Source organism: Planococcus lenghuensis (assembly GCF_001999905.1).
GTDB classification, from domain to species: domain Bacteria; phylum Bacillota; class Bacilli; order Bacillales_A; family Planococcaceae; genus Indiicoccus; species Indiicoccus lenghuensis.
Window position 1 is genome coordinate 1,402,651 of record NZ_CP019640.1, and the last position, 19,753, is coordinate 1,422,403.

Annotated in this window: 23 protein-coding genes and 1 other annotated feature; of the genes, 22 read left to right on the forward strand and 1 reads right to left on the reverse strand. The window is 50.6% G+C overall.

Features of this window, described 5'->3' with window-relative positions; genetic code table 11:
* Positions 1–37 precede the first annotated feature (37 nt).
* From B0X71_RS07145 to pheA, 21 genes are all read left to right on the forward strand, one after another.
* On the forward strand, positions 38–442 hold the full coding sequence (locus tag B0X71_RS07145; protein WP_077588769.1) for a hypothetical protein: 405 nt from the start codon (positions 38–40) through the stop codon (positions 440–442).
* A complete protein-coding gene (locus B0X71_RS07150; protein ID WP_077588770.1) occupies positions 435–1,874 on the forward strand; it encodes a VanW family protein in 1,440 nt (479 codons plus the stop codon). Before B0X71_RS07145 ends, B0X71_RS07150 begins: the two co-directional genes overlap by 8 nt.
* 16 nt (positions 1,875–1,890) lie before the next feature.
* Positions 1,891–3,549, forward strand: coding sequence for a GspE/PulE family protein (locus B0X71_RS07155; protein WP_077588771.1), 1,659 nt, complete (start codon positions 1,891–1,893; stop codon positions 3,547–3,549).
* Positions 3,533–4,597, forward strand: coding sequence for a type IV pilus twitching motility protein PilT (locus B0X71_RS07160; protein ID WP_232336806.1), 1,065 nt, complete (start codon positions 3,533–3,535; stop codon positions 4,595–4,597). The genes B0X71_RS07155 and B0X71_RS07160 overlap by 17 nt, the downstream gene beginning before the upstream one ends.
* 1 nt (position 4,598) lies before the next feature.
* The gene (locus tag B0X71_RS07165) at positions 4,599–5,810 is read left to right on the forward strand and encodes a type II secretion system F family protein (protein ID WP_077588772.1); all 1,212 of its coding nucleotides are present in this window, start codon (positions 4,599–4,601) and stop codon (positions 5,808–5,810) included.
* A gap of 135 nt (positions 5,811–5,945) precedes the next feature.
* Positions 5,946–6,440: a prepilin-type N-terminal cleavage/methylation domain-containing protein gene (locus B0X71_RS07170; protein WP_077588773.1), complete on the forward strand. Its 495-nt coding sequence runs from the start codon at positions 5,946–5,948 to the stop codon at positions 6,438–6,440.
* A gap of 18 nt (positions 6,441–6,458) precedes the next feature.
* On the forward strand, positions 6,459–7,397 hold the full coding sequence (gene pilM / locus B0X71_RS07175) for a type IV pilus biogenesis protein PilM (RefSeq protein ID WP_077588774.1): 939 nt from the start codon (positions 6,459–6,461) through the stop codon (positions 7,395–7,397).
* A gap of 3 nt (positions 7,398–7,400) precedes the next feature.
* Entirely contained in the window at positions 7,401–8,135 is a 735-nt protein-coding gene (locus B0X71_RS07180) for a PilN domain-containing protein (protein WP_077588775.1), read from the forward strand.
* A complete protein-coding gene (locus B0X71_RS07185) occupies positions 8,128–8,808 on the forward strand; it encodes a hypothetical protein (protein ID WP_077588776.1) in 681 nt (226 codons plus the stop codon). Before B0X71_RS07180 ends, B0X71_RS07185 begins: the two co-directional genes overlap by 8 nt.
* Positions 8,809–8,849: 41 nt before the next feature.
* Complete coding sequence (locus B0X71_RS07190) at positions 8,850–9,602, forward strand: prepilin peptidase (RefSeq protein WP_077588777.1); 753 nt, start codon at positions 8,850–8,852, stop codon at positions 9,600–9,602.
* Between the two features lie 448 nt (positions 9,603–10,050).
* Positions 10,051–10,656 carry a Maf family protein gene (locus B0X71_RS07195; RefSeq protein WP_077588778.1) on the forward strand — a complete coding sequence of 202 codons (606 nt, stop codon included), beginning with the start codon at positions 10,051–10,053 and terminating at the stop codon, positions 10,654–10,656.
* Positions 10,657–10,673: 17 nt separating this feature from the next.
* Entirely contained in the window at positions 10,674–11,345 is a 672-nt protein-coding gene (gene radC, locus B0X71_RS07200) for a RadC family protein (RefSeq protein ID WP_198038741.1), read from the forward strand.
* A 74-nt stretch (positions 11,346–11,419) separates the two neighbouring features.
* A complete protein-coding gene (locus B0X71_RS07205; protein WP_077588779.1) occupies positions 11,420–12,442 on the forward strand; it encodes a rod shape-determining protein in 1,023 nt (340 codons plus the stop codon).
* A 12-nt stretch (positions 12,443–12,454) separates the two neighbouring features.
* A complete protein-coding gene (gene mreC, locus B0X71_RS07210) occupies positions 12,455–13,339 on the forward strand; it encodes a rod shape-determining protein MreC (RefSeq protein ID WP_077588780.1) in 885 nt (294 codons plus the stop codon).
* Positions 13,336–13,866 carry a rod shape-determining protein MreD gene (gene mreD, locus B0X71_RS07215; RefSeq protein WP_077588781.1) on the forward strand — a complete coding sequence of 177 codons (531 nt, stop codon included), beginning with the start codon at positions 13,336–13,338 and terminating at the stop codon, positions 13,864–13,866. The genes mreC and mreD overlap by 4 nt, the downstream gene beginning before the upstream one ends.
* 492 nt (positions 13,867–14,358) lie before the next feature.
* Positions 14,359–14,436, forward strand: a sequence feature (ribosomal protein L21 leader region).
* 12 nt (positions 14,437–14,448) lie between these two features.
* Positions 14,449–14,757 (forward strand): 50S ribosomal protein L21, encoded by a 309-nt coding sequence (gene rplU / locus B0X71_RS07220; protein ID WP_077588782.1) that lies wholly within the window; start codon positions 14,449–14,451, stop codon positions 14,755–14,757.
* A gap of 1 nt (position 14,758) precedes the next feature.
* Positions 14,759–15,088: a ribosomal-processing cysteine protease Prp gene (locus tag B0X71_RS07225; protein ID WP_077588783.1), complete on the forward strand. Its 330-nt coding sequence runs from the start codon at positions 14,759–14,761 to the stop codon at positions 15,086–15,088.
* Positions 15,089–15,100: 12 nt separating this feature from the next.
* On the forward strand, positions 15,101–15,391 hold the full coding sequence (rpmA, locus tag B0X71_RS07230; protein ID WP_077588784.1) for a 50S ribosomal protein L27: 291 nt from the start codon (positions 15,101–15,103) through the stop codon (positions 15,389–15,391).
* 98 nt (positions 15,392–15,489) lie between these two features.
* Positions 15,490–16,005 carry a Spo0B domain-containing protein gene (locus tag B0X71_RS07235; protein WP_077588785.1) on the forward strand — a complete coding sequence of 172 codons (516 nt, stop codon included), beginning with the start codon at positions 15,490–15,492 and terminating at the stop codon, positions 16,003–16,005.
* A gap of 6 nt (positions 16,006–16,011) precedes the next feature.
* A complete protein-coding gene (obgE, locus tag B0X71_RS07240) occupies positions 16,012–17,301 on the forward strand; it encodes a GTPase ObgE (protein ID WP_077588786.1) in 1,290 nt (429 codons plus the stop codon).
* 55 nt (positions 17,302–17,356) lie between these two features.
* Positions 17,357–18,223, forward strand: coding sequence for a prephenate dehydratase (gene pheA, locus B0X71_RS07245; protein ID WP_077588787.1), 867 nt, complete (start codon positions 17,357–17,359; stop codon positions 18,221–18,223).
* Between the two features lie 261 nt (positions 18,224–18,484).
* On the opposite strand, the gene B0X71_RS07250 is transcribed toward pheA, so the two are convergent.
* The gene (locus tag B0X71_RS07250; protein WP_077588788.1) at positions 18,485–19,021 is read right to left on the reverse strand and encodes a transcription repressor NadR; all 537 of its coding nucleotides are present in this window, start codon (positions 19,019–19,021) and stop codon (positions 18,485–18,487) included.
* Positions 19,022–19,148: 127 nt separating this feature from the next.
* Between B0X71_RS07250 and ruvA the strand changes: the two genes are divergently transcribed.
* Positions 19,149–19,751 carry a Holliday junction branch migration protein RuvA gene (gene ruvA / locus B0X71_RS07255; protein WP_077588789.1) on the forward strand — a complete coding sequence of 201 codons (603 nt, stop codon included), beginning with the start codon at positions 19,149–19,151 and terminating at the stop codon, positions 19,749–19,751.
* Positions 19,752–19,753: the final 2 nt, after the last annotated feature.

A 19,753-nucleotide genomic window follows, 5' to 3' on the forward strand; every position in this document is an offset into this window, starting at 1 on the left:
GGGAGAGAAAATAGCTAGCGAATGGGGAAGTGACAAAATGATCAAACTACTGGTGTTCATCATACTGTCGTTACTGGTGCTGCCGTTCATGTATTGGATTGCAAAACAGCGGGGGGATATGAAGCAATTCGGACTGATTACTGCAGGAGCGGTACTGGCATTGCTCGGTATTACTCTCCAGACGCTTTATCCGTTCTATCTGGTGCTGTTGCTGCTTGTATGTGTATCGTTCCTCGGTGCTTTCGGATTTGCGAAATACGATGAAAAACAGGCAGTGTCGGCTTTCGCTGATATGCCTGAAGATTTAGATGTAAAGCAACCGATGCTTGAAAAAGCGGAACCGGGAAAGCTTCCTGAAATCAAAAGTGTCAATCAGCAACCAGAATCAGCGACCGGTATGGCATCAATCGAACCGATCGGAAAGGAGCAGGGCCGTGAATAATAAAATTGTTCTTCAATTGTTTTCCGTTATCGCAGTTTCCGCACTCGCGTTTTTCGGTCTTGCCAATGCCGGTGCGTTTGCAGTCGATAAATTATTGTTTCCTGAACGGGAATTCGGCAGCAACACGAGAATCGGCTCTGTCGATGTATCGAATGTCAGTGAAAGGGAAGCGAAAATTGCCCTTACGCAGCAACTCGCCGGTTGGCAGTCCGGTACAACCCTGCAAGTCGTATACATGGATGCAGTGGCGGATTATCCGATGGATGCCGCAGAGCTTCTATTAGAAGAAAGCGTAGCGACTGCTGAAACCGGCGAACGGAATAAATTGGATGTGAGTTTATCGGAAGAAGCGACGGCGGTATTTTTATCCCAGAATTTCCCGACAGTCACATTCAGTGCGGAAGATATCACGAACATTAACAGCATGCTCGCTGATGCGCTTGGCAGCGGTAACCGCCGGGTATCGATCAGCACCGATGCGGCCGATTTTATCAAAGGTATCACAGCTGAAACGATCTTCCCGGCGATGAGCCCGGAAGCCGCCCTGGTCGCGCAAGTACTGGACGGCATAGAGCTTGCACCGGGCGAGACGTTTTCTCTTCTTGAATCCATTGAAGCCGGAAACCTGGATTCCATCAGCGATGCAGCGTTGACTGAAGTCGCATCGGCTCTTTATAACCTGGTGCTGCAGACGAGTTTTACAGTAGAACAGCGGTCGATCGGAACGAAGATCCCGGAAACGGTCCCGCTTGGCTTCGAGGCGGCAATCGACCAGGATCTGGGCATCGATTTTGCCTTCACGAATACGACGGATAGTTCATTTATATTGAACGCTGATCAATCCGCTGAATCGCTGTATGTAGCATTAACAGGCTACCCGTTTGTGTACACCTATGATGTGTACGCACAGGCGCCGGAAATCGTCGAACCGCGTACGATCAAAGAGTACAGCGCACTTGTCACTTCAGGCAAACAAGTTAAGGAAGAAGGAGAGGATGGTCTCCGGACAACTGTTAACCGCCTTGCCATCGATAATGAAGACAACGTGCTTGAGACGACAGTCGTCTCAACGGACTTCTATCCACCGACACATAAAGTGGAAGTGTATCCATTAGAAGCGGCAGAATCAACTGGAACAGACGGAACTGCGTCGGACGGCACAACAGATGGGACATCTACCGATGGAACACCGACTGATGGCACGTCTTCAGACGGAACCACAGATGGAACAACGACAGATGGAACAACAACTGACGGCACTTCCACAACGGGTGGCGGAACAACAACTGATGGCACTGCCACTGATAAAGGTGGAGAAGATTCAGAGACAGACAGCACAGACTCGGATCAGGGAGATTCAGCTGATGACAGCACGGATTCAGAAAATGAATCGTATGATAAAGGCGGTAACCTGATCGGGTCGGGGAAATGAAGGGAAGTGATCGGGGATGGCTGTAACACGGAGAAGACTCGGCGACATCCTGATTGAACAAGGGCTCCTTACAGAACAGCAGCTGAAAGATACACTGGACGACAAAGCGACTGACCAGAAGCTAGGTGATGCTCTCCTTTTACGGGGGTTCATCACAGAGCAGCAATTGATCGAAACACTCGAAGTGCAGTTGGGCATTCCACATGTGTCCCTGTTCCGCTATCCGTTTGAAGCGAGACTATTCAATATCGTGCCGAAAGAATTTGCGAAGCGGAAATTGCTTGTCCCTTTAAAAGTGGAAGGCAACAAACTGTACGTCGGGATGGCGGATCCGATGGATGTTATTGCAATTGATGATCTCCGGCTGATTACAGGATTTAAAATAGAGCCGGCGATCGCTTCAAAAGATGACATTTTAAAAACCATCACGAAATACTATGAAGAAGAATCTTTTGATGATCTGCTTGATGGACTGGAGCAGGATGAGGAAGATCAATCGGATGAATTGCTTGATATGGATGCGCCGGTTGTCCGGCTCGTCAATCAGCTGTTATCAAATGCAGTGACTCAAAAAGCGAGTGACGTCCATCTCGATCCACAGGAAAACCGGATTGTTGTCCGCTACCGGATTGATGGCACACTCCGCAATGAACGGGTTTTGCCGAAAAGCATGCAAGGCATGATGATCGCCCGGATCAAGATCATGGCGAATCTTGATATCACTGAACACCGAGTGCCGCAGGATGGGCGCATAAAAACGCAAGTGGATTTGCGTCCGATCGACCTCCGGGTATCCACGCTACCGACGGTTTTCGGGGAGAAAATCGTAATGCGGATTTTGGATCTCGGAAGCAATCTGACCGACATCGCCAAACTTGGTTTCGGGCAACTCAATATGGAACGCTTCATGCGGGAAATCGATAAGCCGAACGGCATCGTGCTTATTTCAGGGCCGACCGGATCCGGGAAATCATCCACGCTTTATGCAGCGCTCAGTAAACTTAATAGCGAAGAAGTGAACGTCATTACAGTTGAAGATCCGGTTGAGTATCAATTGGAAGGCATCAATCAAATCCAGGTAAATTCGAACGTCGGCCTGACGTTTGCAGCAGGATTGCGTTCCATTCTCCGGCAAGATCCGGATATCGTCATGGTCGGGGAAATCCGGGATAAAGAAACAGTGGAAATCGCCATCCGGGCTTCACTGACAGGGCATCTCGTTCTGTCGACCATTCACACAAACGACTCGATTGCATCCGTTACCCGACTGATGGACATGGGCGTCGAACCGTTTCTCGTCACGGCATCACTCAATGCGGTCGTTGCCCAGCGGCTCATCCGGCGGGTATGCCGCGATTGCCGGGAGATACATAAACCGACCATGCGTGAACAGGAAATTTTCCGGAAACGCGGACTGGAAATTCATGAAATCGCTCGCGGATCCGGTTGTCCGCAATGCAATATGAGTGGTTACAAGGGCCGGATGGCGATTCATGAAGTGCTCGTTATTACAGATGAAATGAAGACGGTCATCAATTCCGGTGGGTCTGCGGCAGATATCCGGCGCATCGCTGTCCAGGAAAACACTGTTTTCCTGATTGATGATGGACTGATGAAAGTACAGCAAGGACACACTACGACGGAAGAGGTGCTTCGAGTTGCAATTGCCGACTGAGGACGTACAGACGCTAGTTAATATAGATGAAATATTGACCACCGCGCACAAACTCGGTTCATCGGACGTCCACATAACGGTCGGTGTTCCGCCGATTTTCCGTGTGCATGGTCAATTGAAGCGGTATGGCGAAGAAAAAATCACCCCGGAAGTTTCAGAAGTCATTGCCCGGCAAATACTGCCGGCAAAAATGTGGGATCGATTTGTGGAGCGCGGCGAAATGGACTATTCCTATTCCTTGGACGGAGTCGGCCGGTTCCGTGTGAACACATTCCAGCAACGCGGATCAATGTCGCACGCCTTCCGGACGATTCCGACGAAGATTCCGACAGTCGACGACCTCCAAGTACCGCAAGTACTGAAAAAATTGGCGGAAACACATCAGGGCCTGATCCTCGTCACCGGACCGACGGGCTCAGGGAAATCGACGACACTCGCAGCGATGATCCGGCATATCAACGAAAATTTATCGAAACATATCATCACGCTCGAAGATCCGATCGAGTATTTGCATAATCACGGTTCATCCATCATTGACCAGCGGGAAGTCGGATTTGATACGCAGACGTTTGCGAATGGATTGCGTGCAGCCCTCCGTCAAGACCCGGACGTGCTGCTCGTCGGGGAGATGCGCGATCTGGAAACGATTTCGACAGCGATCACTGCTGCAGAAACCGGTCACTTAGTTCTGGCGACACTCCATACATCGAGCGCCGCTTCGACTGTGGAACGAATCATTGATGCATTTCCAGGTGAACAGCAGTCTCAAGTGCGGACGCAACTCGGCGGTATTTTGAAAGCCGTTATTTCCCAGCGACTGCTGCCGACAATTGACGGGCAGGGACGCAAAGCTGCAACGGAGATCATGATCAACAACCCGGCGATCGGCAACTTGATCCGTACAGAAAAAGTACACCAGATTCCGAACGTCATCATGACGAACCGCGCAATGGGCATGCACATGATGTCAACATCTGTGCAGGAACTGTTAACGCGAGGACTCATCAGTAAGCAAGTAGCCCAGCCTTTTTTAACAGAGGAGGAGTAACATGGCTCGTTTTCAGTATGAAGGGCGTGACCATAAACGCGTGAGGGGCGGCGTAGTAACCGCTCAGAGCCGCCGAGAAGCGGTGGAAATGCTGCGGGATCAAGGCGTACGCATCACCGATATCCGGGAAGCGAAAGAAACGACGCTGACAAAAGATATTTCAATCGGTGCCCCTGTAAAGCGCGAGCAGTTCATTATGTTTTTGCGTCAGTTCGCCACGCTCATGAGGGCTGGTGTAACGATTGTCGCGGCTATCGAGATACTGGCTCAGCAAGTGGAGTCAAAAGCGCTCGCTAAAGCATTGGATAAAGTCGGAGATGAACTAAGGACAGGGAATTCACTATCCGATGCATTTGCCAAACATCCGAAGATTTTCGAACCGCTCACGATTAATCTCATCCGTGCGGGAGAAATGACAGGGAATATTGACGAATCGCTTGATCGGCTGGCGGTACATTATGAGAAAGCGTACCAGACGAGACAGAAAGTTATTTCCGCATTGACGTATCCGGTTGTCGTTGCTTTTCTTGCCATTGGTGTTGTGATCTACCTGCTGACTTCTATCGTGCCGATGTTCGTCGATATGTTTAATGATTTCGGCGGGGAATTGCCGCTCGTGACGCAATTTGTCATGGGGGCGAGTGAAGTTGTACAGCAATACTGGTATCTGCTGGTACTTGTCGCACTCATTATTCCTATAGTTCTGACACTAACGCGACGATCGCCACAAGGACGTATGGCGCTTGACACTATTTTATTAAAACTGCCTATATTCGGGAAGATCTTGAAGAAATCCGCGCTCGCGCGAATGACCCGGTCATTAAGCTCATTATTTTCAAGTTCGGTACCGATTCTCCAAGCCATGACGATGGTTGAGAAAGTGGTCGGCAATGAAGTGATGGCAAAAGTCGTTCGGGAATCCCGAGAAGCGCTTCATAAAGGTGGTTCTATGACCGAACCGATGAAGAACCATTGGGCGTTCCCACCACTTATTCCGCATATGATCGCGATTGGGGAATCAACCGGTGCGCTGGATCATATGCTCTCTAAAGTTGCTGATTTCTACGAGAAAGAAGTCGAAGCGGAAACCGATCGTCTAAAGGCGCTGATCGAGCCCTTAATGATTGTTATTTTGGCCGCTTTGGTAGGTACCATTGTACTAGCTATCATGATGCCGATGTTTGAGATGTTCGAGAACGTGGACAAGTTGTAGGATAAAATTAATAAATTTTTCTATAAAAGTGAATAAAAATATCTAAAAAGCTATTGCTTTTATCAAGACAATTGATATAATAAAAATGTACTCAAAGAGTACTAAATTTTTAGAAAACTTAAGGAGGAAAAGAGAATGAAAAAACTGCTTCAAAAGAAACTGAAAGATGAGCGTGGACTCACGCTGATCGAACTTCTCGCCGTTATTGTTATTTTGGCTATCATCGCTGCAATCGCGATTCCAGCTATTGCAGGAATTATCGAGAATAGCCGAGTGGGGGCAGTTAAGTCGGATGCAATTAACTTAATTAATGCTGCAAATCTCTATGAGGCTGATACACCGGTAGATCCCACTACCCCTACTCCTGATACTCGAGTAACTTTAGGCGAACTCGAAGCTGGTGGATACATTGATGATGCAGGATCTTTTGACGGTGCTTCTGCTACTAACGTATTTGTTGATTACGATGCTGAAACTATTACAGGTACAAACACTGCATTAGGGGATGTAGTATTAACTTTCACTGCTACAACGATTGATCAAATTGGTGCTATGCCAAATGGACAAGGAAACGGAACCACATTTGGTGGAGTGGCAGGTGCAGCGAATACAATCGGAGTAGTAAGATAAAGAATTGGAGTTGATTCCATGAAGCTCGCACCCTCATTTCTAAACCGACGCACCCGCGTGATGACGGTGACAATTGAAGAAGATGCAGTTCGCTGTGTTGAGCTGAGAGCGGCTTCGCCGCTCCAGCTGGATTTTGCAGATGAAATCATGTTGCCGCTCGGTACGATCGAGAATGGCAAAGTGATTGACCCGGAAGCGCTGGCGTCGGTGCTGGATGAGGCAGTCGTTCAGTGGAAGCTCTCCAAAAAATTCGTCCGGTTTCTTGCGCCGGACGAATTTGTGGTTATCCGCAAAGTTCCTTATCCGCACGACGTGCAGACAGACGAACTGAAAGGTTACTTCTTTATTGAAATCGGATCGACGCTGCATTTGCCGTTTGATGATCCTGCATTTGATGTCGTTCCATACAAGACCGACGGAGAATCGCCAGAAGCCATCATCATCGCTTCCAAAGAATCGGTCTTGAAGCAATATGAAGACTCGTTATCAAAGTCAAAGATGAAACCGCTTGTTGCAGACATTTCACCGCTCGCACTTTATCGGCTCGCTTACATGCAGCATGATTTCTCAGCTGATGAGCATGTAATGTTACTTGATGTGTATAAGGATTCCGTTACCGTTTCCATCTTTAATGGCCATTATCCATTATTCATGCGTCACGTCGATTTCAGTAAAGAAATGGTTACTGGCGAACAGGAGAAAGTGGCTCTGATCAATACAGAAGCCGAAAAAATAGCGAACTTCTACCGTTATAATATGCAAAATGGTGAAATGGGCGTTTCTAAAATCGTCACGAACGGTGAATTCGAGGATTGGCAAGCGTTTCAGCAGTTAATGGAACAGCGATTCTCGGTTCCGGTCATGCCCATCGTTTTAAAACCGATTCCGTCAGATACAGAACAAGCCGTACCGGCTCGCTTCAATCGCGCAATCGGATTGGCCCTGAAAGAGGTGTAGTGTATGCTCGTCGATATTAACCTGCTGCCGCAGAAGGAACGAAATAATCCGACTGTCATCATCGCAGTCATTGCGCTTCTTTTTGCGGCCCTTCTTTTATGGATTGTCTTTTTCTTTCTGACGAAATCAGAAGAAAACCAGCAGCAGCTACTTTTGGCCGAGAGCCAGGAACTGGCTGCCCTCCAAACCGAATTGCGGGATGAAATTGCGATGCGATCCGGGTTAAGTGAAGAACAGGAACTTCAAGCAACCGTTACGTGGGCACAAAGTTATCAATATGATACTGTCCCTCTTTTGACGGAACTTGCTTCACTTCTGCCAGCTCGAGGGTTCTTTCAGACATTCACTTACACAGGTCCTAACACAGCAAAGCTCGACGTTCAATTCGATAATGCGCGGGAAGCTGCATTTTATTTGACTCACTTAAAAAATTCAGAGCTTTTGAGTGATGTGTCCTTGCTGTCAGTGGCTACAGAAGATCTGGTAACAGAAGAAGCGGAGGAAGAGGTAGACGAGGAAGATACAATGATTCTCCCCCGCTACGTCGCTTCTTACGAAATGACGTTCGTTGATGAACGGATTCCAGCTACTGACGCCGCAACTGTTGCAGGGGAAACGCTACCTGCAACAACAGCGGATGTACCGGTTGACGGCACTGCTCCCGTAGAACCTGTTCCGGCATCAGAAGCGGCTCTGGCAGAACAAGCACCAGCAGAGGAGGTGCCGGCAGATGAGTAATTTAACGAAACGCCAGAAAGAACGGGCGCTGGTCATCCTGGCAGTTGTTCTCCTTCTCGCTGTTGCGGCTTATTCCTATTTCAAGATGTACGCGCCGGCCCATTCTGCTCGGGAACAAGCAGAATTGATCGTTTCATCTGAACGGGAAGTAGTCATTGCGCTGGAAGACCAACTTATGAATTTGCCGATTGCCGAGCCGGTCAGCGCTCGCATGCTGCAGCAGGAAGTGCCGGTCCAGCCGCTTGCAGATCGCCTTTTGTTGCAGATTGAAGAAGCGGAATTCATGTCCGGTACGTTTGTGAACTCTGTTGAGTTTGCTCAAGGTCCGTTCACAATGCCTGCACCTGTTGAAGGCGTGGAGCAGATTGAAGTGGTTACGACGAACGTATCATTCCGGGCAGAAGATTATGAGAACATCACTGATTTCATCACAGAAATTGAAAAAATGGACCGGATCATGGTCGTGGATGCCATTGAGTTTTCTTCATATGAGGAAATGACGGTTGCTGAAACAGAGAACGAACCGATGGAAGTGTCGATTTCTTTCTCGGCGTTTTACCGGCCGGATCTGATTGCATTGGAAAACACAGCGCCACGGGTGGATGCACCGGTGCCCGCAGCAAAAGTCAATCCGCTTCCTATCAATGGTGACACGAATTCTGAAGACGAATGAGACCGGCGCAAGCCGGTCTTTTTTAAAAAGGTGTGAGTGGAATGGAAATCGTTATTGCATTATTTGTGTTCGCGTTTGGTCTCGTATTCGGGTCATTCTATAATGTGGCCGGCCTCCGGATTCCGGTCGGGGAATCGATCGCGTATCCGCCGTCGCATTGCACGACGTGTGACCGCCGGCTGACCGCGGGTGATCTTGTGCCAGTTTTGTCGTTTCTCGTGCTGCGAGGGAAATGCCGGTCGTGTGGCGAGCGCATCCGCTGGGTATATCCGTTCATGGAATTCGTCACGGCGCTATTGTTTGCCGGCGCGTATTTGCAGTTCGGCCTGACGCCGGAATTTTTCGTAGCAGTTTTATTCTTATCACTGCTCGTGATCATTACGGTCTCGGACATTGCCTATATGCTCATTCCGGATAAAGTATTGCTGCCGATTGGTGCCGTGCTGCTCGTGGCCCGTCTGTTCGTGCCGCTCAATCCTTGGTGGGATTCAATCGTCGGCGGCCTCGTCGGATTCAGCTTACTTATGCTTATTGCGCTCGTTTCAAAAGGCGGCATGGGTGGTGGTGACATCAAATTATTCTTTGTCATCGGCCTCGTGCTTGGTACAGCCGGAACCTTACTGACGCTGTTTCTGGCATCGCTCATCGGAGCAGTCGCAGGGATCATCCAGCTCCGTGTCACAAAACAAGGACGCAAAACACCGATTCCGTTCGGTCCGTGGATTGCACTTGCCTCCGTCATCGTCTACTTCTGGGGCAGCCAACTCATGTCCCTTTACATGGGGCTATGGTAAACTCTTTATCTGCCTAAAAGAACTGAATAACTTGAGCGGGAATGCAGGCAGGAATCTTGCGGAACAATGCAAGTAACAATCGCATGTAGGCATTGTATAAGGACAGGAGTTGAGGATCTAATCTAGTTATCTGGATTGATTGTCTACTTTCTGTTGTCTTAAAGAAGGAGCGACAGCCGGCGACTCCTGCGGAATCAGCGGTTTTATCGAGACCCCGGAGAAGCGAAGCGACGAGGAGGCTCGATGGACCGCCCGCGGAAAGCGCCGGCTAGGAACGATTTCGATAAATCAATATTTTCATCTTCCTTGGCTGCCCTTTGGCGGCTTTTTTTATTGAAAACCTTAGTTTCCTCACACTTCCTTCTCCAAATCCCCGTTTTCACGTTTCCTGCACAATTTTCCTTCTCCCGATTTTTGGTTATAGTCATAGAAAGGAGAGTGGACTGCCATGCAATTCAAAAACAATTACCCGATCATTCTCGCTTCGGCTTCGCCCCGCCGCCAGGAACTGCTTGCATCGCTCGGATTTCCGTTCGACGTGATTCCAAGCAAAAAGATGGAGCCGGACCCGAAGGATTTTTATTCACCGATCGCGTATGTCACGGAAACAGCGGAACAGAAAGCGCGCGAAGTCGCCGACGCGCATCCCGGCCATATCGTCATCGGTGCCGATACGATCGTCGTTTGGGAAAACGAGGTGTTACTGAAGCCGGCCAATGCCGAGGAAGCACGAAATTACCTGGAGAAGCTGTCCGGTCACATGCATAACGTCGTGACGGCGGTGGCGGTCATCGACGGGAAGAAATCGATGCCATTTTACGAGCGGACGGAAGTGACATTCCGGGACCTGCCCGCCTCATGGATCAGCGGATACGTTGCAACTGAAGATCCGTATGATAAAGCGGGCGGCTACGGCATCCAGACCGCCGGGAAACTGTTCGTCGAGAAAATCTATGGGGATTACAACAATGTCGTCGGCTTGCCGATCAGCCGTCTGGCTCATTTACTCGACAGCTGCGGTTATATTTCCGTAAAAGGAGGAGAAGAGGGGTGAGCGGAATGATGGAATTGATGATCCGCGATGTGCATATCGCCGACCGGCCGCGCGAACGGCTCATCCGCCAAGGGGCGATGAGCTTGTCGAATCAGGAGCTGATCGCCATCTTGCTCCGGACGGGGACGAAAGACGAATCCGTTCTGCAGCTCGCGAACCGCGTTCTGTTGCACGTCGAGAAAATCCATGAGCTGAAGGATGCGACGATTGAAGAAATGACAGCGATCAAAGGAATCGGGGAAGCGAAAGCGGTCCAGTTGCTCGCTGCGGTCGAGCTCGGCCGCCGGCTCGCCCAGCAGCAGACCGATGAAAAGTTCACGATCCGGTCACCGAAAGACGCCGCGGATTACTTAATGGCGGATATGACATCGCTTAAACAAGAACATTTTGTGGTATTGTTCCTGAACATAAAGAACCAGATTATGCATAAGCAGACGATCTTTGTCGGCTCACTCAATGCCTCGATCGTGCACCCCCGGGAGATTTTCCGTGAAGCTGTGCGCCGTTCATCGGCGTCCATCATCTGCGCGCATAACCATCCATCCGGCAATCCGACGCCATCGCCTGAGGATATTGACGTGACAAAACGATTGGCTGAGGCTGGTTCGATTGTCGGGGTCGAATTGCTCGACCATGTGATAATAGGTGACCATCAATTTACAAGCTTAAAGGAAAAGGGGGTCATGTAGCCCTTTTTCTTTCCCGTGCTTTCCTCTATAATAAACCCTAACTTTGCAATGAAGCACAGAAGGGAAGATCCTAATTGTTCGGGTTCGGTTCAAAAGATGTTGGCATAGATCTGGGAACGGCAAATACGCTCGTATATATGAAAGAACAAGGCATCATCCTGCGCGAGCCATCCGTCGTCACCCGGAATATACATACACGGGAAATTGTGGCAGTAGGTTCGGAAGCATATAAGATGATCGGTCGGACGCCGAATACGCTGGAAACGATCCGGCCAATGAAAGACGGCGTCATCGCGGATTTTGATATGACAGCGGCAATGATGCGGCATTATTTGCGGGAAGCATTGAAGACGGCCGGCGGCTCCATGCTGTGGAAGCCGAATGTGATGGTGTGCGCACCGTACGGCATTACGTCCGTGGAACAGCGGGCGATTATCGATGCCACGTATCAGGCGGGTGCAGGTAACGCATTCACCATTGAAGAACCACTCGCAGCGGCGATCGGTGTGGGACTCCCGGTTTGGGAACCTGCCGGCAGTATGATCGTCGATATAGGTGGCGGGACAACGGAAGTGGCGGTTGTGTCGCTCGGCGGCATCGTCGTCAGCGAATCGGTGCGCATTGCGGGCGATGCGATGGATCACGCCATCATGACGTACGTCCGCAGAAAACATAATGTCATGATCGGGGAACCGACGGCGGAGCGCATCAAGATGGAAGTCGGGACAGCGCGCGTGTACCGGGAAAACAAAAGCATGCAGATCCGCGGACGCGATATGCTTACGGGGCATCCGCAGACGGTGACCATCACGTCAGAAGAAGTGGCGGAAGCGCTCAAAGAGCCGGTTTCTGCTATTATAGAAGGCGTGAAGAAAACACTTGAAACGACACCGCCGGAACTTTCGGTGGATATTCTTGAAACGGGCATCATGCTGACAGGCGGCGGTGCCTTATTGAAGAACCTCGACCGGGTGTTGAGTGAAGAAATGCAGATGGGTGTGAATGTCGCAGATTCACCGCTTGACTGCGTAGCCATCGGTACCGGCATGGCGCTCGAGAATATGCGTCCGGCCCGCCGCCAGGCACGGCAAAGATAAGGAGGGCATTTCATGCCTCGATTTTTTTCAAATAAGCGGCTGATCATTTTGCTGGTGGGGGTTATCATCCTCGTCGCATTGATCGGCTTTTCGCTGCGGGACCGGGATAATGTAACCCTGCCTGAGCAGTTCATTAAAGATGCAGCCGGTATCGGACAGACTATCATCTCGCGTCCGGCGTCATTTGTCGCCGGTGCAATCGAGCAGGCGGATTTGCTCCTCGATTCCTATGAAGAGAACCGGCGGCTGAAAGCGCGGCTCGAGGAATATGCGAGCGTGCAGGCGGAAGTGGCGGATTTACGGATCGAAAATGAAGAGCTCCGGAAAATCGTCGGTAAAGAAGAAGACCTCCGGGATTTTAATCCGATCCAGGCGAATGTCATCGGACGCAATCCCGATCAATGGGAGAACCGGCTGATCCTCGATCAAGGTTCATCGAAAGGCATTGCCCCGAACATGGCCGTGATGACGGCGAACGGATTGATCGGCAAAGTGGCAACAGTCACGCCGCTCACATCGACAGTCGAACTTCTGACATCTGAAAGTGCGGATTACCGCGTATCAGCTATTGTTACGGGTGCAGATGCGCAAGTGCATGGATTGATCGAAGGCTATGATGCCGAGCGAGGGGAATTACTGCTCAAGCGAGTGGCATCGAACTTGGACATCCAACCGGGTCAGCAAGTTGTGACAAGCGGTCTTGGCGGGGTGTTCCCGCGCGGCATCGTCATCGGTGAAATCACGGAAGTGACAGTCGACGAATTCGGTCTGACGAAGCTCGCTTATGTGAAACCGTCAGCTGAATTCCCGCTGCTTGACCACGTCATGATCGCTGACCGGATTGCACCTGAAATCGAACCGGTTGAACTGAACGGACTGGAAGGCGAAGAGGAATGAACCGGGCGTTGATCCCGCTCATCCTTCTGCTGTTGTTTTTTATCGAACCGATTTTTACGCTGTTTTCTCCATTCCGGGTAAGCGATGAATTCTTTATCATCGTCCCAAGGTTCGTGCTCATCTTCCTGATGATGATCGCCATCTATGCGGATCGCATGCATGCGGTCTTGTGGGGGTTTGTGTTCGGTGTGATGCATGACGTGTTTTTCATTGATATCGTCGGCTTGTACGCGCTGTTTTTTCCGGTCGCGGCACTCGTCGCATCGTTCACGGCTTCCCGGTTTGACGACCGGCCGATTATTGGCACGGCAATCGGCTTCGGCATCCTGGTTGCATTTGAAGTCGTTTTATACGGCGTCTTCCTGCTGATCGGTTTTACATCAATGCCGGTGGGCGAATTCCTCGTTTACCGGTTATTCCCGACGGCGCTGATGAATGGCCTGCTGCTTTTCGGCGTTGCGTTTACCCTGTTCCGTTCCCGGGCCAGAGAGCGCAGCTCGAAGTACCAGGTCGGCAGCTTCCGGTGAAGAAAGCTGCTGTTTAAATGAACACTGTTTAGAGAAGCTTTCATACTAAACATGCTTATCTAGTGATTACTGGGCTATCCTGATTAGGGTAGCTTTTTTAATGCCAAAAAGCGGCACGGATTTTCTTATAAACATCAATAAGGAATGAAAGATGAAAAATTGCATTTTGCAAATTTGATTAATAATTATTCATTGATGGATTGGTTTAATTACTGTAAGCAATTAATAGAGCGACTGGAGCGTTGTTAACTTGATTTAATATGAGAGGAGCGGCAGGCGGCGACTCCGGCGGGAACAGCACGAGCTGAAGACCCTGGACTGAGTGAAACGAAGGAAGCGGCTGAAGCCGTGCCCGCGGAAAGCGTCCGCCTGCCGCTATTTCTTTTTTTATAAAGAAATCATGTCCTCTGATGCTCCCAAACTTTCGTAGCGCAATCATTGACAACACTTGTCTGGTGTACTAATATAATACTGTTATGTTTGTAGCACCCCGTGCTACTGTAACCGCTCGAATCGGGTTCAAGCATCTGCGCATGCGGATCACCTGAAGAGGCGAGTCTGAGTCTAAGAGGAGGTGCAAGTATGTACGCAATTATTGAAACAGGCGGCAAGCAAGTGAAAGTGGCGCCAGGCCAGGAAATCTTCATCGAGAAGCTTCCAGCTGAGGCAGGCGACACAGTGACGTTCGATAAAGTTCTGCTCGTAGGCGGAGACAACACGCAAGTCGGTGCTCCTTACGTTGATGGAGCAACTGTTACGGCGAAAGTCGAAAAACAGGGACGCGCGAAGAAAATCACGGTTTTCAAATACAAAGCGAAAAAGAACTACCGGCGCAAGCAAGGTCATCGTCAGCCTTACACGAAAGTCGTAATCGACGGTATCAACCTGTAAGATGATCCAAGTGATTGTTACGGAACATGACGGCCGGGTTGCTTCGTTTGAAATGTCCGGACATGCCGATTATGCAGAACACGGTCAGGATCTCGTCTGTGCCGGCGCTTCCGCTGTCTCGTTCGGGGCAGTGAACGCCATTGTGGAACTGACGGGGATTGAGCCTGCGATCGAGCAGGCCGACAGCGGTTATCTGCAGGTCGGTTTTCCGGAACTGCCAGACAGGGTAAAGGATGAGCAAGTACAGCTCATTGTCCGGTCGATGATTGTTTCCTTACAGACGATTGAACAAGGCTACGGTGATTTTATTGCCATTACCTTCAAAGGGTAGGAGGTGGAACAAATGTTGAAATTGGATCTTCAGTTTTTCGCATCCAAAAAGGGTGTAGGTTCAACGAAAAACGGACGTGACTCCGAATCGAAACGCCTTGGCGCTAAACGCGCTGACGGCCAGTACGTTTCAGGCGGTTCGATCCTTTACCGCCAGCGCGGTACAAAGATCTATCCGGGTGAAAACGTCGGACGCGGCGGAGACGACACACTTTTCGCTAAGGCGGACGGCATCGTGCGCTTTGAGCGTTACGGACGCGACCGCAAAAAAGTGAGCGTGTATCCTGCAGTGCAGGAAGCTTAATACTTGAGAAAAAGGGCTGCGTAACGGCAGCCCTTTTTCTTTTGGCGGAACTGTTGGTATACTAAGGGGAGACACAACAGGAAAGCGGGATCAGACACATGAAGGACAAGCTTACTGTAGCGGAAGCCCTGCAGCATGCGCGCCACGATTTTTTGAATAAACTCCAGCTCATTAAAATCAATGCCGATCTTGGGAAAACGGACCGGATCAGCGGGCTGATCGAGGAGTTTGCGGAACTGGCGAAAGTACAGAGCTGTCTAGTGCGGCTTGGGCTGCCGGTCACGGAAGAGTGGCTGCTGACAGCCGGGTGGCGCTTTCCTGAATTCCTGGTGAATGTGGAATGCAGCGGCGACCGGGCACCGCAGGAGTTGGACCAGCAATTTACTGATTTTCTTGAAGCGCTGTTGATTGGCATCACGGAAACGTGCGATATGGAGACGGAAACCGTCTGTACCGTGCGCCTTGGTGCTGAACAGTCGCTGTTTAAAATAACCGTCCTGTTGAACGGTCATTTGCCGGCACTGCCTTCTTACCCGGAAGATGTGCTGACAGTGGAACAGCAGCAAGCGGAACAGGATACGATTATCACTGTGACCGCGAAGTTGGAGGGATAATATACAATGTTTGTAGATCACGTAAAAGTGTATGTGAAAGGCGGCGACGGCGGCGACGGAATGGTGGCGTTCCGCCGCGAGAAATACGTCCCGAACGGCGGACCGGCCGGCGGCGACGGCGGCAGAGGCGCCGACGTCATATTTGAAGTGGATGAAGGTTTGCGGACATTGATGGATTTCCGCTATAAACGCCATTTTAAAGCGGACCGCGGCGAGCATGGTATGAGCAAAAACCAGCACGGCCGGAAAGCGAAAGAAATGGTGGTTCCTGTACCGCCGGGCACAGTCGTCATGGATGCGGAAACAGGCGCCGTGATTGCGGATCTCGTGGAACAGGGCCAACGGGCAGTCATTGCCCGCGGCGGACGGGGCGGACGCGGCAATACGCGCTTTGCCACACCGAAAAACCCGGCACCGGAACTATCGGAAAAAGGCGAACCGGGCGTGGAGCGCGATGTCGTCCTTGAACTGAAAGTGCTGGCGGATGTCGGCCTGGTCGGCTTCCCGAGCGTCGGGAAATCGACGTTATTATCGGTTGTCACATCAGCGAAACCGAAAATCGGCGCGTATCATTTCACGACGATCGTTCCGAACCTCGGCATGGTCGAAACACCGGACAACCGCAGCTTTGCCATGGCGGATCTGCCCGGACTGATTGAAGGCGCACATGAAGGGGTCGGGCTCGGCCATCAATTCCTGCGTCACATCGAGCGGACTCGCGTCATCGTGCATGTCATCGACATGTCCGGTATGGAAGGCCGCGATCCGTATGAGGATTATGTGACGATCAATGAAGAGCTTAAGCAATACAATTTGCGCCTGACCGAACGGCCGCAATTGATCGTGGCGAATAAAATGGATATTCCGGATTCGGAAGAAAACCTGAAAGCGTTCAAGGCGAAACTGCCGGAAGATGCCAAAGTATTCCCGATTTCCGCCGTATCCCGCGATGGATTGTCGAACCTGCTGTTTGCGATTGCGGACCTGCTCGAAGTCACGCCGGAGTTCCCGCTCATCTCGGAAGAAGAACTGGCGTCTGATAAAGCAGTGCTGTACAAGCATGAAGCAAAAGGTGATGAATTTGTCATCACGCGCGATGATGACGGTGCGTTTGTCGTGACGGGTTATGCAATCGAGCGTCTGTTCAAGATGACCGATTTCTCCCGCGAAGACTCGACCCGCCGGTTTGCGCGACAGATGCGCGGTATGGGCATTGATGACGCGCTGCGTGAACGCGGTGCGGAAAATGGCGACACCGTTCGTCTGCTCGATTACGATTTCGAATTCATTGACTGATTTGATCAATAAAGCTGCCGGCATGTCCGGCGGCCGTACATAGGAGGAGCCGCAGATGATGGAACATTCGACCCGTGGAGCGATATCTTATCTTGGACCGAAAGCGTCATTCACGCATTTGGCCGCAGCCCGATTATTCGGCGATGACAACCTGAAGCCGTATACGACCATACCTGAATGCATCGAAGCGGTGGCGGAAGGTGCGGTGGACTATGCGGTGGTGCCGGTGGAAAATGCGCTTGAAGGTTCAGTCTCGCTGACAGTCGATTACTTGTTTCATGACGTCGAGCTGTACGTGGCTGCGGAAATAACATCACCGATCGAGCAGCATTTGCTTGTCCATCCGGATAACCGGGACGCGGACGCATTTGAAGCGATTTATTCGCATCCGCAGGCGCTTGCGCAATCCCATAAATTCCTGTATTACACGTATCGGTCCACACCGCTCGAGCAGATGACGTCCACGGCAGCGGCCGCCAAAATGGTGAGCGAGCTGCCGGAACGCGCGATTGCCGCAATCGGTAATGAATTTTCGGCGAAAACATACGGACTGACGATTCTCGAGCGCAATATCCATGATTTCCATTTCAATCATACGCGCTTTTTCGTCTTGAGCCGGGATAACCAAAAGCTTGGCTTGCCGAATCATAAAGGGGACGTGAAGACAACGCTGATGATTTCACTGCCGGCGGATGACCGGTCGGGCGCACTTCATCAGGTGCTGTCAGTCTTCGCGTGGCGTCAGCTCAACTTGACCAAAATCGAGTCGCGGCCGCTGAAAACCGGCCTTGGCGATTATTTCTTCATTGTCGATGTGACAGAAGACGCGGCGGCGCGCATGATGCAAGGGGCATTCGAAGAACTCGAAGCTCTTGGCTGTGACGTGAAATCGCTCGGATCGTATTATAGGTATGAGGGCTGATCTGCAGAAGCAGGTCGGCTTTTTTATTGGGAGGTGTTTAAAAGTACTAAATTACAGAAGGTTAATAAAAAACAAAAAAAGACACAAGAAATCTTAAAGCGAACTTAATCGGTCTTAAAGTTAATTCAACCATCCTTAAAGTGACTTCAACCGGTGTTAAAACTCGTTCAGCCACTTTTAAAGTGCACTCAGCCGATCTTAATAGCCACTCATTTGAATTTCCACCACAAATCACAAAAAGCTGATACCGGTTTTCCGGCATCAGCTTTCCTGATCTTCAATAAGAAATCCATGTTCACGCATGGCAACAATCGCGCGTTCGATGGCTGCTTCATTCGGCGCCGTCAGCGTATGGAGATGAAAACCCTCCGTCAGTTCCAGCAGGTAACCGGCATTCGCTTTCCGGATTTTTTCAATGAATGCTTCCGCTTCTTGTTCTGTCGAGACGAACACGTTCGCAGTCAGCTCACCGTATACGGGATGCTCGATTGTGACATCTTTCACTGTGGCACCGGCTGCTGTAATAATCTTTAATTCGCTTGCTGTATCTTCCGGCCGGTGGACGCACGCAATCTGACGGCTGACGATGCGCTCTTTCCGGTCTTCCAAATACAGATAGCCCTGGCTCGTGGAAATGATCGGTTCCTTGCGCGCTTTCAGAAGTGTCATATCGCTTACGATCACTTGGCGGGAGACGTTCGCCAGTTTTGCCAGCTCAGTGCCGGTGAGCGGACCGCCTGCGGTCGCGAGCTGTTCCAGCAAATACGCACGCCGCTCTTCACCGTACATTTTTGTCATCGGATTCACCTGTCCTTTTCGTTTTTCAGTTTAACATGAAACGGCCGGCTTCGCAGGTATCCGTCATACTCCCGGGCCGCACGGAATTGTGATATAATCGAGCTATTGCATTTAAGGAGCGAGGCATATGTACGACTACATAAAAGGGGCAGTCACACGGGTGACGCCTGAATATGTGACGGTGGAGCAAGGGGGAATCGGCTGGCTGATTTATACGCCGAACCCGTACGTGTTTCATTCGTCTGAAGAAACACAGCAAGTATTCATTCACCAGCATATCCGGGAAGATGCGCATTTCCTGTTCGGCTTCAAAAGCATCGAGCAGCGCGAGTTGTTCCGGAAGCTGATTTCCGTCTCCGGCATCGGACCAAAAGGCGCACTGGCCATTCTGGCATCCGGCCAGCCGTCGCATGTGATTGATGCCATTGAACGGGAAGACGAGGCGTTCCTCACGAAATTCCCGGGCGTCGGCAAGAAAACCGCCCGTCAGATGATTCTTGATCTGAAAGGGAAGTTGAAGGATTTATATGAAGGATTCGGTGATGCGCCGGAGCGGATCCTGCCGGAACAGCAGGAGCGGGCGGAGCTGGAAGAAGCGATGCTGGCACTCGGTGCACTCGGATATTCCGAACGTGAAATCAATAAAGTGAAACCGCAGCTTGCGGAAATGGATCTCGATACAGAAGGCTATATGAAACAGGGCTTGCAGCTATTATTAAAAAAGAAATAAGA

Coding starts and splice junctions, on each gene's coding strand:
- B0X71_RS07250 (WP_077588788.1), bottom strand. CDS start 19,021: ATGACAAAAATGTACGGTGAAGAGCGGCGTGCGTATTTGCTGGAACAG.
- B0X71_RS07190 (WP_077588777.1), top strand. CDS start 8,850: ATGGAAATCGTTATTGCATTATTTGTGTTCGCGTTTGGTCTCGTATTC.
- B0X71_RS07145 (WP_077588769.1), top strand. CDS start 38: ATGATCAAACTACTGGTGTTCATCATACTGTCGTTACTGGTGCTGCCG.
- B0X71_RS07180 (WP_077588775.1), top strand. CDS start 7,401: ATGCTCGTCGATATTAACCTGCTGCCGCAGAAGGAACGAAATAATCCG.
- radC (WP_198038741.1), top strand. CDS start 10,674: ATGATCCGCGATGTGCATATCGCCGACCGGCCGCGCGAACGGCTCATC.
- B0X71_RS07165 (WP_077588772.1), top strand. CDS start 4,599: ATGGCTCGTTTTCAGTATGAAGGGCGTGACCATAAACGCGTGAGGGGC.
- B0X71_RS07155 (WP_077588771.1), top strand. CDS start 1,891: ATGGCTGTAACACGGAGAAGACTCGGCGACATCCTGATTGAACAAGGG.
- pheA (WP_077588787.1), top strand. CDS start 17,357: ATGATGGAACATTCGACCCGTGGAGCGATATCTTATCTTGGACCGAAA.
- B0X71_RS07170 (WP_077588773.1), top strand. CDS start 5,946: ATGAAAAAACTGCTTCAAAAGAAACTGAAAGATGAGCGTGGACTCACG.
- B0X71_RS07225 (WP_077588783.1), top strand. CDS start 14,759: ATGATCCAAGTGATTGTTACGGAACATGACGGCCGGGTTGCTTCGTTT.
- pilM (WP_077588774.1), top strand. CDS start 6,459: ATGAAGCTCGCACCCTCATTTCTAAACCGACGCACCCGCGTGATGACG.
- obgE (WP_077588786.1), top strand. CDS start 16,012: ATGTTTGTAGATCACGTAAAAGTGTATGTGAAAGGCGGCGACGGCGGC.
- mreD (WP_077588781.1), top strand. CDS start 13,336: ATGAACCGGGCGTTGATCCCGCTCATCCTTCTGCTGTTGTTTTTTATC.
- ruvA (WP_077588789.1), top strand. CDS start 19,149: ATGTACGACTACATAAAAGGGGCAGTCACACGGGTGACGCCTGAATAT.
- B0X71_RS07235 (WP_077588785.1), top strand. CDS start 15,490: ATGAAGGACAAGCTTACTGTAGCGGAAGCCCTGCAGCATGCGCGCCAC.
- B0X71_RS07185 (WP_077588776.1), top strand. CDS start 8,128: ATGAGTAATTTAACGAAACGCCAGAAAGAACGGGCGCTGGTCATCCTG.
- rplU (WP_077588782.1), top strand. CDS start 14,449: ATGTACGCAATTATTGAAACAGGCGGCAAGCAAGTGAAAGTGGCGCCA.
- B0X71_RS07195 (WP_077588778.1), top strand. CDS start 10,051: ATGCAATTCAAAAACAATTACCCGATCATTCTCGCTTCGGCTTCGCCC.
- mreC (WP_077588780.1), top strand. CDS start 12,455: ATGCCTCGATTTTTTTCAAATAAGCGGCTGATCATTTTGCTGGTGGGG.
- rpmA (WP_077588784.1), top strand. CDS start 15,101: ATGTTGAAATTGGATCTTCAGTTTTTCGCATCCAAAAAGGGTGTAGGT.